A 15,050-nucleotide genomic window follows, 5' to 3' on the forward strand; every position below is an offset into this window, starting at 1 on the left:
CAACCACTTATGAAATTCTGGCTTAACTCCATCCTACTCATTGGCCTCGGACTGGCCGGTTTGAGTGCCTGCGAAAAACCCGACGACCGGGTCGTGCTGCAACCATCCGGTACCGTTACGCTGACCAGCAACGCAACCAGCCTGTCGTTATCGGCGGATCAGTCGACGCAGAACGCCGTTACCTTCACTTGGACACCGGCTCAATACGGCTATCAGGCGGCAACGCTGTATACCGTTCAACTCGACAAAGTGGGCAACAACTTTGCCGCACCGGTCGAGATTTCGGCGGGCAACAGCACCAGCGCCGTCGTCACCGTCGCCGACCTGAATCAGAACCTGCTCCGACTGGGTCTGCCAGCGGGTAGCGCCGGACAGGTCGAAGCGCGCGTCCGGGCTGAACTGGTACTAAACGGCACGACAGCCGCCACGACGATGCCGACCTACTCGGCGTCGACCACGCTGACAGGTACGCCTTATCTGGTCGTGATCTACTACCCGTCGATCTACGTGCCGGGTGCGTATCAGGGCTGGGCACCCGATCAGGCCCCGAAACTATCGTCGGTGACGAACAACAAAATATACGAAGGGTACATCAACTTCCCCGGCGCGTCGGAATTCAAGCTCACCAGCGTACCGGCCTGGAGCGGTACCAACTACGGGGCCGGTGCAGCGGGCAAGCTATCGGCTGAAGGTAGCGCGGGCAACCTGAGCGTGACCACGCCGGGCTACTACCTGCTGAAAGCCGACCTGAACGCACTGACTTACACCCTCACGCCCACCACCTGGTCGGTGATCGGTGCAGCAACGCCCAAAGGTTGGGACGCCGACACACCCCTGACCTACGACGCGACGACCGGCACTTGGCGCGGCACCGTAGCCCTGACGAAAGACGTGCTTAAATTCCGGGCCAACGGCGCTTGGGACATCAACTACGGCGACACCAGCGCCGACGGCCTGCTCGACCTGAACGGCGACAACATCAGCGTACCGTCGGCTGGCACCTACACCGTCATACTGGACCTGAGCAAACCCGGCAACTACACCTATCGGTTGATCCGGCAGTAATTCTCATAGCACAAAAAAATCCCCGTTGCGCGTCAATCTGATGCCAGCGGGGATTTTTTATGTGGCTAGTGTAGTAGACATCGACTGGGCGTAACGACAGCTATCATTATCCGCAGAGATCTGTGGCTACAAGCAGGATGATTATTTCTTCGCCATTTTCTGCCGAACCTGCTCCACAAACTCGACGGATACACCGGCTATGTCGGCGGCCTGTTCAGCGGATAAGTTCATTTTGGCCAGCAGATTTCGGACAAAACGCTCCTCGGCTTTCGTCTGCCCCCGTTGCTCGCCCTTCTCCTCACCCATCAGATAAAACACGTCCTTCTCCGGGCTGATAAGTTTTTCGATGCTGTCCATAGCGTCTTTGAGTTTGATGCCTAAGTTACGCAGCTGGGCCAGCACACGCAACTGATTGATATGCTTTCTAAACGATAAATCGCCCACGCTCGTTTCACCCACGCGCTGAACGATTTGCACCAGCGTTTTTTCGGTATCATCACCACCAAGATTCGCCAGAATACTCAGCAATACTTCCTCCGGTTGCGTCGACTGTAGAAAAAGGTGGTAATCCAGTTCAGCGAATGAAATCAGCGGGAAGTCGAAGTGCAGATTGGGCCGGTCGAGCCGGGTCGTCATCTGCGGGGTCGCTGAACCGAGAAAAATGACGTACTGTCGAATAGGTAGCCGGTATTTGCGTTCCAGCATGATGTAGTATTCCGCCATCCGGTACACCATATCCGGCTCATCAGCAACTTGAAACTCTAATTGCAGCACGTAAGTACTGCCGTGTTCATCGGTTATTTTCTTCAGCAAATCGGGCTTTCGTTCTTTTGTATGCTGTACATCGTCAGGTAACTCTTCCGATTCTACAACCGTGATGCCAAGTACATTTTTCAGCAATCCCGGAATTATCGCTTCCAGATTTTCCCGTAGAATTTTGTCGTACTGATTTACCTGTTTACTCATTGAGAAGGGGCATGGACAACGCGCTAAGCTAGCGAATTCGCCCGATTTCCGCTGCTAATGGGGATAATCCGGGGGTCGCTGGCTTTTCAGAATGGTATTAGTAAGCCATTCTATTCAACGTGTCAATGCAAAACCGTTTTCCGCTCCGCGCACTAACGCTGTTCGCGGCTCTAGCTGCCCTTACGTCCCAGGCGCAGGAACTTCGCCCGCCTGCCTACCCGCTCGTCACCCACGACCCGTATTTCAGCGTCTGGAGCATGACCGACAAACTCACCGACTCCCCCACCCGCCATTGGACCGGTAAGCCGCAGTCAATGGAGGGCGTTATCCGGGTCGATGGGAAATCGTATCAGTTTCTGGGCGCGGTACCGCCGACCTACATCAACTTGCTACCCACCGGCGAATCAGCCCCCTACACGGCGCAGTACACGCTGACCAAACCCGACGCGGGCTGGGAAAAAGCCGACTACAACGCGAAAGGCTGGAAAACCGGCCCCGGTCCGTTTGGCGACAATGCGGAATCGCGCACGCGCTGGCTTAGCAGCAAAACCGACCCTAACGGCATTCATATCCGGCGCGAATTCACCTACGACGGTAAGCTCGACCCCGACGAACTGCTGCTGTCGACCAGCTACGACGATGACCTGACGGTCTATCTGAACGGTACGCTGATTCTAACCAAAACCTGCTGCGCGGGCGAATACCGGCAGGAACCGTTGTCAGCGGAAGCGAAGAAAGCCCTGCGGAAAGGCCGCAACGTACTGGCCATCCATTGCGTCAGCCCCATCGGCGGCTCGTTTGTCGATGTCGGTCTCGTAAGTCCAGTCGTGTCGAAAGGCATCGAAACGGCGCAGCAGACCGACGTGACGGTGACGGCGACGCAGACGGACTATGGCTTCACGGCGGGTCCCGTCAATCTGCACCTGAACTTCCTATCGCCCCTGCTGCTCGATGAACTCGAAGTCGTAGCCCGGCCCGTTACGTACGTAACCTTCGACGTAAAATCGCGCGACGGCAAGACCCACGATGTGCAGGTGTATTTCGGTGAAGCGGGTACGATGGCGACCAACACCGGCAGTCAGGAAGTGATCGGCGATGCGGGTACGACGGCGAGCCTCAAGTGGCTAAACGTTGGCACACGGCAGCAGCCGGTGTTGCAGAAGAAAGGCGACAACGTCCGTATCGACTGGGGCTACGCCTATCTGGCCGCTCCCAATGCGGAGGGTGCTCAATTGTCGCCCGGCCCCATCGACGCCATGAAAGCCCGATTCATTCAGGCGGGTCACGTACCGGCCGGAAAAATTGCGCTGGGTACGGGCCAAACCTACGGCCTGGCGATGAGCCTACCAATGGGTAAAGTCGGTAACGATGTGGTCGAGCGGCACCTGCTGCTGGGTTACGACGACCTGTACTCGGTGCAGTATTTCGGTAAAAACCTGCGGGCGTGGTGGCGTCGCGATGGCAAAACGACCATGCCGCAACTGCTGCAAACGGCTGAGAACGACTACGCCCGGCTGCGCAAAAAGAGCGCGAACTTCGACAAACAATTGCGTTCGGACGCGGAAAAATCCGGCGGTAAGCAATACGCCGACCTCTGCGTACTGGCGTACCGGCAGGCCATTGCGGCCCATAAAATCGTAGCCGGTCCGACGGGCGATCTGCTGTTTTTCTCGAAAGAGAATTTCTCCAACGGCTCCATCGGTACCGTCGACATCACCTATCCATCGGCACCGATGTTTTTGTTGTACAACAACGAACTGGCGAAAGGGCTGCTGCGCTTCATTTTCGACTACAGCGAGTCGGGGCGGTGGAAAAAAGATTTTCCGGCGCACGACGTAGGCACGTATCCGCTGGCCAACGGGCAGACCTACGGCGAAGATATGCCGGTCGAAGAAGCGGGCAACATGATGATTATAACCGCTGCTACCGTACGTATGGATGGTAAGCCCGACTTCGCCAAACAGCACTGGCCAACGCTGACCAAATGGGTCGGCTTCCTCAAACGCGATGGCTTCGATCCGGGTAGTCAGCTCTGCACCGACGACTTTGCCGGGCACCTGGCCCGCAACGCCAACCTGTCGGCCAAAGCGATCATGGGCATTGCCTGCTACGGGCAGATGGCCGCACAACTGGGCGATCAGAAAACGGCCGACGAGCACCTGACGCTGGCGCGCGACCTCGCTCGTAAGTGGATGCAGATGGACTCGGAAGGAACGCACTATGCGCTGACGTTCGACAAAACGCCGGGTAGCTGGAGCCAGAAGTACAACATCGTCTGGGACAAACTGCTCGATCTGAACGTGTTCCCGACCGAAGTAGCAAAGACGGAAATCGACTTCTACCTGACCAAACAGCAACCCTACGGTCTGCCGCTCGACAGCCGCAAGACCTACACCAAATCGGACTGGATTATGTGGACGGCGACGATGGCCGACTCAGACAAGGATTTCAGGGCGTTCGTCGCACCGGTCTGGAAGTACGCCAACGAAACCCCGACGCGCGTACCACTCAGCGACTGGCACGAAACCACTGATGCCAAACAGGTCGGGTTTCAGGCCCGCTCAGTCGTCGGCGGCTACTACATCAAGATGCTGGCCGACTACCTCGACAAACATCCAAAGAAGTAACACAAAGCGCCTTGTTCCGTCCATACGAGCAAGGCGCTTTGTGATTCTGTACCCTCTTTTCAACGAATTTATGAATCGATACTACCTCCTCTTACTGGGGTTATTACTCGGGTCGACCGGCTGGGGACAGCAGTCCGTCGCTCAGAATCCCTACCGTGAACTGCCGCTGGGTGCTATCCGGCCCAAGGGCTGGCTGCGCGAAATGCTGGTACGGCAGCGCGACGGGGCTACCGGTAAACTCGATAGCCTGTACCCGCTGGTGATGAACCAACGCAACGGCTGGCTGGGTGGCGACGGCGACCAATGGGAGCGCGGGCCGTACTGGATCGACGGGCTACTGCCGCTGGCCTATATGCTGGACGATAAAGCATTGATCGCCAAAACCAAACCGTGGGTCGAATGGGCGATCAAGAGTCAGCAACCCGACGGGTACTTTGGCCCGTCGACGGACTACAGCCCCGAACCTGGTATTCAGCGCGATAACAGTCGCGACTGGTGGCCCAAAATGGTGATGCTGAAAGTGTTGAAGCAGTACTATTCCGCTACCAACGACAAGCGCGTAATCGACCTGATGACCCGCTACTTTCGCTACCAACTGGCCGAACTACCCAAAAAGCCGCTCGACCACTGGACGTTCTGGGGACGCTACCGGGGTGGCGACAACCTACAGGTCGTGTACTGGCTCTACGGCATCACCGGCGACAAATTCCTGCTCTCTCTCGGCGACCTGATTCACAAACAAACCTTCGACTACACCAATGCTTTTCTGAACACCGACCTGCTAAGCCGGAAAGGCAGCATTCACTGCGTCAATCTGGCACAGGGGTTCAAGGAGCCGTTGGTGTACTACCAGTATCACCGCGACAAAAAATACGTCGATGCGTCGAAGAAAGGACTGGCTGATTTGCGGACCTACAACGGCATGGCGCACGGTCTGTTTGGGGGTGACGAAGCCCTGCACGGCAACGACCCGACGCAGGGGTCGGAGTTCTGCTCGGCGGTGGAGATGCTGTTCTCACTCGAAAGTATGCTCGAAATCGCTGGCGATCTCACCTACGCCGATCAGCTGGAGCGCATCGCGTTTAACGCGCTTCCGACTCAGGCGACTGACGATTATCTGGGGCGGCAGTATTTTCAGCAGGCCAATCAGGTGATGGCGACCCGGCACATGCGCAACTTCCGCGACAACCACGGCGGTACCGACGTTTGCTTCGGCCTACTGACGGGTTATGCCTGCTGCACGTCGAATATGCATCAGGGCTGGCCCAAGTTCACGCAGAATTTGTGGTACAGCACCGGAACAGCGGGGCAAGCTAATCACGGCGTCGCGGCCTTGTTGTATTCGCCCAGCGAAGTCAAAACCACCGTTGGCAGGAATGTACCAGTAACGATCAGCGAGGAAACGAACTACCCGTTTGAAGAAACCGTCCGATTCACCGTCAACGTCGGTAACAGCGCGAAAACGGCATCTTTTCCGTTTCAACTGCGTATTCCAGCCTGGTGCAAAAGGGCAAAAATCACTATCAACGGCAAAACATCGCAGGAACCGACCGGCAATCAGATCGTGACGATCAGCAGGGCGTGGCACTCGGGCGATGTAGTCGAACTGCACCTGCCGATGCACATCAGCCGGAGCCGGTGGTACGAAAACTCGATGTCGGTGGAGCGTGGACCGCTGGTGTACGCACTAAAAATTGGCGAGACGGCGAAGCTGGTCACCAACAAAAAGGACCCCATCGAATACGGCGACACCTACACTGAACTCCGTCCGACGACACCCTGGAATTACGGCCTGCTCCACGTTGCCGACGACAAACTCGACAGTGCATTCTCCGTCACGACCAGCCCGGTTTCAGCATACCCGTGGAATCCGGAAAGTGCCCCGTTGACGATCAAGGCCAAAGCCCGGCGCATCCCAACCTGGCAATTGTACAACGACATGACCGGCCCAATGCCCTACAGCGCCATCTACGGCCTCGACGCCGACAACGACGTCGAGGAAATCACGCTGATACCCTACGGCTGCACCAACCTCCGTATCGCGCAGTTTCCGGTTATCGGCGGACAGTAATGGGGGAGTTCGTAGAGCTGTATAAAAGCCTGATTGACCAGTCGATTAACGGCTTAACTGTGGCACAGGCCGGGCTGCCATCTTTACCAGTTCCGGCAACATGAACATCCAGTAAACCGCCCTGACTAGCGTCGAGCTGATGGATCAATTCCCAGGAAATAGCGAGTGAAATTTTCATGCGTCGGCTCCACACCGAATCCATCTGACCGGCGGCTTTCCCAATATCTAGATACACAAACCGGCCGTTGGGTGGTCCCTGCACGTAAGCTCCCAAAAAATTTGGTAACGATGAGTGGCTATCGTCTCCCTTTACCCGGACAGTAAAATCAAACGTAATGGACTGTCCGTTAGAGCACTGTGCCTGAACGGTTTCAAAGTGGTTTCCGCTACCTTTCTGCAAACCGAAATCGACCCCCACCGGCGGTTGTTCCAATACGATACGAAGAGATAGATCGCGCTCCATACGGATTAATTATTTGCTGATTTTGTGACTGTCAGCTTTGGCTTCAATAAGAATGTGTTCGACTCCTAACTTATTGCGAGTGTACCGCTCATAGACACTGATACGATCTCGTTCTACACATGGGCGAATATGGGGCCACAAACTGTCCTCAGTAGCAACATCGACCCGGTGTTGCTACTGGTCTTCCAACTGCCAGAACTACGAGCTTGGTTGAACAGCGTAGCCTACTGAGCCAATTCAACAGCTACTCGTTATTCGCTTCCGCAGCCTGATCGGCGAGGGTAGCTACGAATGAGCGCGACACTGCCGACTCGCTTTCATACCCTTTTGCACTTGCTTCGCCGATACCGCCGGGACTAGGCAGCAACCGGTTGACCACCGACATTGTATCCATGAACAAGCCGGGCATCAGGTTGTGCAGGGCGGTCAGCGTTTTGGCGGGTAGCGATACAACGATTTCGGCCTGACCAATCCGGCACGCGTCGATCACCTGTTTAGCGCAGGTTTCGGCACTGACGGTCAGCAGCGGCAAGGCATCGGCGATTTTGAACCAAGCATACTCTTTCTCGGTCTGCCCTTTGACAATCGCATGACGCGGACTGCCCGTGCGGATCAGGCCGGGGCAGACTGTCGTAACGAGAATGCCATCTTTCAGCAGTTCAGCCCGGATGCCTTCCGAGTAACCCACGAGCGCAAACTTACTGGCCGAGTAAGGCGTCATGTGCGGGATCGCCACTTTACCACCAATCGACGCGATGTTGACGATGCGGCAGGGGTGCGTCCGGGCGCGGTCACGCATTCCAGGCAGTGCGGCTTCGATGGTCCGGTAAGCCGCCCAGAAGTTACTATCCATCGCCAGCTTGAAGTCTTCCTCCGTGGTGTTTTCGTAGGGCGACACACTGATAACACCCGCATTGTTAACCAGCACGTCGATGGGTCCGAACTGCTGCTCGACAGTCGTGATAAAAGCGTCGATGTCGGGCTTGCGGGTCAGGTCGCAGGTGATGGCGAGAATGTCGGGGCCGTATTGCAGCAGGTCGGCTTCGGCCCGGATCAGCTCGTCGGCGTCGCGGGCACAGATGGCCACGTTCGCGCCTTCAATGGCAAACTGCCGGGCCATAACCAGCCCTAGCCCGCGCGACCCGCCGGTGATGACAACGGTTTTACCCGCGAAACGCATCGTCCGCTGATGCTTGACATACGCACGGGCGGCAACGGCGGCTCCGACACCTAACAGCGTCCAGAGTAAAGAGTGACTATTCGATCTGTTCATAGCGTTGAGTCGACAGCCGCCATTTTATCGACCATCGTCTCTGCCTAACGCGCAGCCCCCCGCTTCGGTTATGAGAAATGTGTACCGCTTACCACACGTACACTTGGCGACCTCTGCTGGACAAAGCAACTTATTTCTTCACTATAAGTGTGAGTCGATCATATAGTTGTACGTGAGCCTATTCAAGCTGTAAGCGACCTTAGTACTCAGGATAAGCGAGACATATGTAGTTTTTATGCAGAATAGTTGATTCTGTATTTTTTGATACTTACTATCAGGCTTTGTTAACGAATCGGGCACCTACTGTTCAGTCAATCAAGATACTATGGCACACCACTACGGTCGAGTTTGGTTACTACTATCGCTTTTTGTCAGTTTTTCTACTCAGCTCTTTGCGCAATTTGTGTATGCCCCCGGTCGGATCCAGCGAGTGGATGGTTCTACACAAACCGGCGAAATCGCTTACACAACGGGTAAACTGGGTGATAAACTGCTGTTTCGTCCAGATAATCAGGCATCACCGATTACGTATTCCCCCGATGAATTACGTTCGTTTGAGGTTGAATCGGGGCGATTCGTTAGCTGGCGACCCAGTAATGACTCCGCTTCGTCTGCCGTATTCGTACAACAACTGGTAGATGGTCCTGCATCACTTTACCTATACAGACGTAGCGACAGGATCAAAGTTTATCTACTCAAACAAAAAGGCGAATTCACAATAATCCAACCACGTCAGCCTAGTTCCACCCTGGCCACCCTGCCCGATTGTGGTTCGATTCGACCAACAGCGTTCGATACACCATTATCGCTGAATACCGCCCGGTTGAGCCGTTACCTGACCGATTATAACCGTTGCGTGGAGCCGGGCTCAACCAGTAAAAATGCGAACCTCAGTTATCGACCCCTGAAAGTGGCGATAGGCGCTCGTCTGTATATACCGGTAATTTACGGAAAACTACACTATTCCGACGGGGCTACCACTCCTCCTTCGACCATTTCCGTCAAGCCGGGTGTCGGCATTTCGGTAAATTTTTCGTGGGAGAGACGACTAACCGCAGGGCTGGACATAGCACTTATCAGTAAAACGATAAACTGGAACACCGATAGCACGGCTAAACGAGTTTGGATCGTTGATGCATTGAGCGGCCAATCCTTATACGTCAGTCCTTTTCTACGATATGAGTTTCGTAAACAAAGCCATCAACGGTTAGTGCCTTATGTGGTAGCCGGTTTGGTTTTCAATAAGCTACTCAATAGTCAACTGACTATCAATCGTCTCTATCCACGTAATCGGTTTACGGCTACCTACGATGACTTAGTCCCTTGGACTGCAACCGTTAATAAAGAGGCAGGATTAGACGAGCTGGGCGGTTCATTAGGGGGCGGCTTACTATGGCAGGTAGCGAATCGCCTAACACTTGTTGCTGATATGCGCCTGGTTTATTCAGCCGCCTTTCTGTCAGTATATAAAGTGCCTACCATCACTAACAACGAGCCTGCCCTGTCGCCCCGTACTTTTCAACTCAATAACTCCATAGGTATAAACATCTCGCTGTAACTATGCAGGCTCACGGCTTCCTGCAACTGACCGAATGTCTTCCTTTTCCCTATGTCTGTGAAGACACAGACATAGGAATATGTGTGATCTGAGAACTAACAAGTCAGAGTGACTTACTACGAAGTTTGCTCGTACAGCGTTACGCCAACCCGGTCAATGTGGTCGCGCAGGGCGGGGTTGGTTAGCTGATCGTAGAGCAATAAGTCGAAGGTGAACGGCAGATCCAGATCGTCCAGGTCGTTGTCGAGCCGGAAGCGATCGCGCAGGGCAAACGACTCACCGAATAACGCCAGGTCGACGTCGGAACCGGGGTGGTTCGTTCCTTTAGCCCGCGACCCAAACAGGATTGCCCGTTCCAGCCGGGGTGTTCGCGATAACACCTGCCGAATCTGAACCAGTTGTTTATCCGTCAGTCCGTACATCATTCGATATCGTTTTTCTTCGGCTCCATATCGTCTATTAGCAGCTCGTTGAATACCGTGAGCAGGTGCTCAAAATCGTAAAAATATTCCTGCCGGATAGTTTCGGCGATCCTGTTAGCCGTTGCTTCGTCGTAAGTATGCGAAGTAGCATTTCGGCTGCTGACCATCTCCATCCAACGTTCTCCATTGGTAATCAGGCCGACACGATTGCTTAGTCGAAAGGTGTCTTTCGATCCCGTAATGTTCGTATAACCCTGATCGACGAGATAATCTTTCAGTGTGTTCCAGGCCAGTTCATAGGTAAACTCGAAGCACTTGATAAGTCCCTGCTGTTCCAGCTTCGAATAGCTATGCAGACTGACGGCTTCCTGTAGTTGTCCAAATGCTTTCTTAAAGTTGGAAAACCGCTGTTTCCATCGCACGTCTTTTTCCATGAACGACCGTAATTTTTGGACCAAGTTCATCAGAAATGAGCAGGATCAAAACTCGGCTGTAACAGCACCCTGTCGCTACACCTTCTGCCGGTTAGGATGTACCCACGGCTGCCGGTACGGGCGTTGCAGCAGTTTGGTCGCTTCAGGGTCGCCGACGACTTCGCGCTTTTGCGGGTCGTACACCAGCGGGCGGCCGGTTTTCATCGACAGGTTTGCCAGAATACAGCTTGCCGTTGAGATATGGCCCTCTTCGATGTCGGCTACGGGGCGACCATTCTTTTCGATAGCGGCCAGAAAATCGAGCATGTGCAGACGAGTAGCGGGGGCTGCGTTTAGTTCGATGCGATCTTCTTTCAGGTCTTCGGGGTACTTCTCTTTTTCGAAAACGACGTCTTTGTGGATTTTCTCACCCTTCGTCGGGCCGTCTTTATCGGCGGGGATGAAGTCGTAACTCATCGTACTGCCCCAGAGCGTGCCCTTGTCGCCGTAGAGCGTAAACGACCACGGGTAATCAGGATTGTTGGGTGTACCCCAAGTGCGGTGCTGCCAGATACAGTTCAGCCCGTCGTACTCGAACAGGGCCGACTGCGTGTCGGAAATGTTCGACTTGCCTTCCTTCTGCACGTAGATGCCCCCCGTCGAACTGATACGCTTCGGCCAGCCCAGTTTCAGCATCCAGCGGACAGTGTCGAACATGTGCACGCACATATCGCCCACAACCCCGTTACCGTACTCCATAAATGTACGCCACCAGCGAATGTGCGGCAGGCCGTCGTAGGGGCGCTTCGGCGCAGGGCCGCTCCACATCTCGTAGTCGAAAAAGGCAGGAACGGGTTCGACGGGCGGGGTGCCGTTGTTACGCATTGGGTAATAGCAACACATCTCCACGTGCCGGATGTTGCCCAGCAGTCCAGCATCGACAATATTCTTCTTGGCGTCAATCAGATGGGGGGTGCTTTTGCGCTGCGTCCCGACCTGCACGACCTTGCCGTATTTACGCGCAGCAGCGACCATCGCTTCGCCTTCCAGCACGTCGACACTGATGGGTTTCTGTACGTAGACATGCGCCCCCGACTTCACAGCTTCGATCATGGTTAGCGCGTGCCAGTGGTCGGGTGTACCGATCAGTACGATATCGAGTTGATTCTCGGCCAGCATCTTCCGGTAATCGCCGTACAGCTTCGGCACCTTCCCTGATTTTTGCCGCTGACTCACCAGCTTACCCGCTTCATCAAGCTGATGCTGATCGACATCGCACAGGGCCACCACTTCGACTGGTGATACCTGAATGAGCCGGAACAGATCGCTTTTGCCGTACCAGCCCGTGCCGATCAACCCGACGCGGTAGGTTTTGGCAAACGAAGTAAGTGGCAGGCCGCTTGCATCAAGGGTACTCATGGCCAGTGAAGCGGCTGAGCCCAGCAGAAAATGGCGACGATCGAGGGAAAAGGCGGTCATAACGGGAGTGACGTTGTTTATCTAAAAAAGACATGCCCCCGCCTGACTTAACCATTTAGCCACAAACAAAAAGCCCCGCCGATCATCGGCGGGGCTTTCAAGGATAAACCTTAAACGATAAACATTGAACGTTAAACGACTTAATGTGCTGGTTCCAGTTCACGGTCGCGCGACTTCGTGCGGGCCCGATCAATATGCAGACGCATCAGGATACCTTTCTTGATCCGCATCCAGCGTTCGTACAGGCTCGACTCGGTCAGGAAATTCCACTTCTCTTTTTTCTCTTCTTTCCGGTGCTCTTCGGGGTCATAGAGCATACCCGTGCATAGGCAATGCTTGCGATTCGTCCGGGTCAGAATGTCGAAGTTAGTGCAGGTCTGACAGCCTTTCCAGAACGACTCATCGCCCGGCAGTTCGCTGAGCGTAACCGGGTGATAGCCCAGATCGGAATTGATCTTCATCACGGCCAGACTCGTCGTGATACCGATGATCTTGGCCGTCGGAAACATCGTCCGCGACAGCTCAAATGCTTTCGCCTTGATGCGCGTCGCGATGCCACTTTTGCGGTGCTCGGGGTGTACAATCAATCCTGAGTTAGCCACGAATTTGCCGTGGTCCCAGGTTTCGATATAACAGAACCCAACCCACTCACCCGACAGGGTCATGGCGATAATCGCCTTCCCTTCGAGCATTTTTTCCATGACGTATATCGGCGACCGTTTGGCAATACCGGTTCCGCGTGCTTTCGCACTTTCTTCCATCTCATGGCAAATGGCTTCTGCCAGTCGCAGATGGTTTTCGCTGGCTACCTGAACAATGTATTGGTCGTTGACTACTTCTGGCTTAATCATCGTCGTTGATTGGGCGACCCCTACGGCCGCTGCGGAGACGTTGCTATCCGCGTCGTGAATGGATTGGAATGAATAAACGGAAAAGAGGGCGAAACTGATTTACCGCGTAGGTAAATAATGCTATATGGTCCATACGGACCTAAACCGGAAGGGTGTAGTATGGAAGAAGGCCGGTATGAAAACGAGCTTACCCATCGGTTGTGAACTGACAAAAATAGCGGACAAACATCGGGAGTTTATCCGGGTCATGCAATAGTAAAAACGGATTTTTTCATCGATAGTTCACCTACTTTTTAAACATATTGACTCTACATTCCGTACACTAACAGTCGAGGCTGTGAATGAGTAGGTTAGCCCCGATTGTACGATCTATAATCGTGCCGATCTCCTTTCCCAACCCATGCAGATTGCCCTTCCCTCGCCCAGCTACCCGCTGACGCTTAGCCAGAGCCGACTACTACGGTATGGCGTATTCTTCTATCTGTACGTCATGCAGGGCATTCCATCGGGCTTCTACCTGACGGCACTGGCCAATTATTTTACGGGGAAAGGCGTCAGCCCGGACGTGGTTGGGTCGTTTATCGCCATCATTGGTTTGCCATGGGCATTTCAGTTTATCTGGGGCCCCTTGATCGACCGGTTTCAGGGATCGCCGATGGGTCGGCGCAAACCGTGGGTTGTTGGCGCTCAACTGATGACTGTGCTGGCATCGTGCGTACTGCTGTTCGTGGGTAATCCTGTCGCGCAGATCGGTACACTGGGCTGGCTATTCTGCCTCCGGAGTGTCTTTGCCGCCATTCAGGATGCGAGCGTCGACGCGATGGCAATCACCGTGATTCCCGAAGACGAGCGTGGGCGGGTGAATGCGTTCATGCGGGCAGGGTTCCTCGTCGGGACGGGCATTGGCGCGGCCGTGTTCGCCAACCTGCTGCACGACTACGGTTTTCATAGCGCGGCCCTGGTACAAATCATGTGTCTGCTGACGGGTGTGCTGCTGATGATTTTTGTTCGCGAAAAACCCGGTGACCGGCTACTGCCGCTATTTAGTGACGAAACCAATCAGTCTAACATGGCAGCCGGACCCGGCAAAACTGAAGCTGCCAGCCACCCGACCCACGATTTTAAGTGGCTGTTTACGGAGTTGTTCAAAAGTCTGTTCGCCCGAAAAAGTCTGCTGCTGTTTGGCGCTATTCTGCTAGCCTACGTCAGTAATGCCCTGTTTCTACGCGCCTATAATCACCACCTGATTGACGAACTGGGCTGGGCCGACGATGACGTGTCTGTACTGACTGGCACGTATGGGATGGTGGCGGCAACGGCCATCGCATTGACCGGCGGCTACCTCGCCGACCGCATGGGTGCCCGTCGGTTGCTTATCATCGTCATGGGCGTCGTGGCGGTGTACCTGATTAGCTTCAACCTATTGTCGTCCAGCTGGGTCAGGCGCGACATTGCGCAGTCGGGGCTGGTGGCGTTGTATTTTATGGACCCGGCTGTGAGTGCGGCCGCGATGCCGGTACTGATGGCGATTTGCCGGAAGGGTGTCGAAGGATCGCAGTTTACGACGTACATGGCGTTCGTAAACCTGAGCGACGTCGCGGGGACTTATTTCGCCGGTACGGCCCTGCTGCACTTCACCGCCCCGACCATCGGTTTGTTTGGTGGTTGCCTGGCATTGCTAGCCATGTTCACCGCTTTCCTAACGCTCCGGCACTACCGGAAGAGTGGCCCCTCCCCATTCTAATCTTGCAGGAGTTTCACGTGGTGTATATTAATTGGCTTCATAGACAGGCCTTTTTACCCCTAAATCCCCTGAAGGGGACTTATTCTACACATGAGTAAAGTCCCCTTCAGGGGATTTA

At 54.7% G+C, this 15,050-nt stretch carries 12 protein-coding genes; 5 read left to right on the forward strand and 7 right to left on the reverse strand.

Going from position 1 to position 15,050, the window contains the following annotated elements:
- Window positions 1-9 precede the first annotated feature (9 nt).
- Entirely contained in the window at window positions 10-1,065 is a 1,056-nt protein-coding gene (locus HH216_RS03075; protein ID WP_169549452.1) for a SusE domain-containing protein, read from the forward strand.
- A gap of 141 nt (window positions 1,066-1,206) precedes the next feature.
- Here HH216_RS03075 and HH216_RS03080 read toward each other — a convergent pair whose 3' ends face one another.
- The gene (locus tag HH216_RS03080; RefSeq protein WP_169549453.1) at window positions 1,207-2,031 is read right to left on the reverse strand and encodes an RpnC/YadD family protein; all 825 of its coding nucleotides are present in this window, start codon (window positions 2,029-2,031) and stop codon (window positions 1,207-1,209) included.
- Between the two features lie 125 nt (window positions 2,032-2,156).
- Between HH216_RS03080 and HH216_RS03085 the strand changes: the two genes are divergently transcribed.
- Both HH216_RS03085 and HH216_RS03090 read left to right on the forward strand, forming a co-directional pair.
- The gene (locus HH216_RS03085; RefSeq protein ID WP_169549454.1) at window positions 2,157-4,658 is read left to right on the forward strand and encodes a glutaminase family protein; all 2,502 of its coding nucleotides are present in this window, start codon (window positions 2,157-2,159) and stop codon (window positions 4,656-4,658) included.
- A 70-nt stretch (window positions 4,659-4,728) separates the two neighbouring features.
- Window positions 4,729-6,729 (forward strand): beta-L-arabinofuranosidase domain-containing protein, encoded by a 2,001-nt coding sequence (locus tag HH216_RS03090; protein ID WP_169549455.1) that lies wholly within the window; start codon window positions 4,729-4,731, stop codon window positions 6,727-6,729.
- Here HH216_RS03090 and HH216_RS03095 read toward each other — a convergent pair.
- Both HH216_RS03095 and HH216_RS03100 read right to left on the reverse strand, forming a co-directional pair.
- Window positions 6,713-7,192, reverse strand: coding sequence for a DUF5990 family protein (locus HH216_RS03095; RefSeq protein WP_174842696.1), 480 nt, complete (start codon window positions 7,190-7,192; stop codon window positions 6,713-6,715). The genes HH216_RS03090 and HH216_RS03095 overlap by 17 nt on opposite strands.
- 244 nt (window positions 7,193-7,436) lie before the next feature.
- Window positions 7,437-8,465, reverse strand: coding sequence for an SDR family NAD(P)-dependent oxidoreductase (locus HH216_RS03100; RefSeq protein WP_169549456.1), 1,029 nt, complete (start codon window positions 8,463-8,465; stop codon window positions 7,437-7,439).
- Between the two features lie 325 nt (window positions 8,466-8,790).
- Between HH216_RS03100 and HH216_RS03105 the strand changes: the two genes are divergently transcribed.
- Window positions 8,791-10,023, forward strand: a complete 1,233-nt coding sequence (locus tag HH216_RS03105) for a hypothetical protein (protein ID WP_169549457.1) — start codon at window positions 8,791-8,793, stop codon at window positions 10,021-10,023.
- A gap of 116 nt (window positions 10,024-10,139) precedes the next feature.
- On the opposite strand, the gene HH216_RS03110 is transcribed toward HH216_RS03105, so the two are convergent.
- The 4 genes from HH216_RS03110 to HH216_RS03125 all read right to left on the reverse strand — a co-directional run bounded on the left by HH216_RS03110 (window position 10,140) and on the right by HH216_RS03125 (window position 13,188).
- Window positions 10,140-10,448 (reverse strand): nucleotidyltransferase domain-containing protein, encoded by a 309-nt coding sequence (locus HH216_RS03110; RefSeq protein WP_169549458.1) that lies wholly within the window; start codon window positions 10,446-10,448, stop codon window positions 10,140-10,142.
- On the reverse strand, window positions 10,445-10,879 hold the full coding sequence (locus HH216_RS03115) for a nucleotidyltransferase substrate binding protein (protein ID WP_169549459.1): 435 nt from the start codon (window positions 10,877-10,879) through the stop codon (window positions 10,445-10,447). The genes HH216_RS03110 and HH216_RS03115 overlap by 4 nt, the downstream gene beginning before the upstream one ends.
- 75 nt (window positions 10,880-10,954) lie before the next feature.
- Entirely contained in the window at window positions 10,955-12,337 is a 1,383-nt protein-coding gene (locus HH216_RS03120; protein ID WP_169549460.1) for a Gfo/Idh/MocA family protein, read from the reverse strand.
- A gap of 140 nt (window positions 12,338-12,477) precedes the next feature.
- A complete protein-coding gene (locus HH216_RS03125; RefSeq protein WP_169549461.1) occupies window positions 12,478-13,188 on the reverse strand; it encodes a GNAT family N-acetyltransferase in 711 nt (236 codons plus the stop codon).
- Between the two features lie 400 nt (window positions 13,189-13,588).
- Here HH216_RS03125 and HH216_RS03130 point away from each other — a divergent pair, with 400 nt between their 5' ends.
- Window positions 13,589-14,932, forward strand: a complete 1,344-nt coding sequence (locus HH216_RS03130; protein WP_169549462.1) for an MFS transporter — start codon at window positions 13,589-13,591, stop codon at window positions 14,930-14,932.
- Window positions 14,933-15,050 lie beyond the last annotated feature (118 nt).

Source organism: Spirosoma rhododendri (assembly GCF_012849055.1).
GTDB lineage: Bacteria > Bacteroidota > Bacteroidia > Cytophagales > Spirosomataceae > Spirosoma > Spirosoma rhododendri.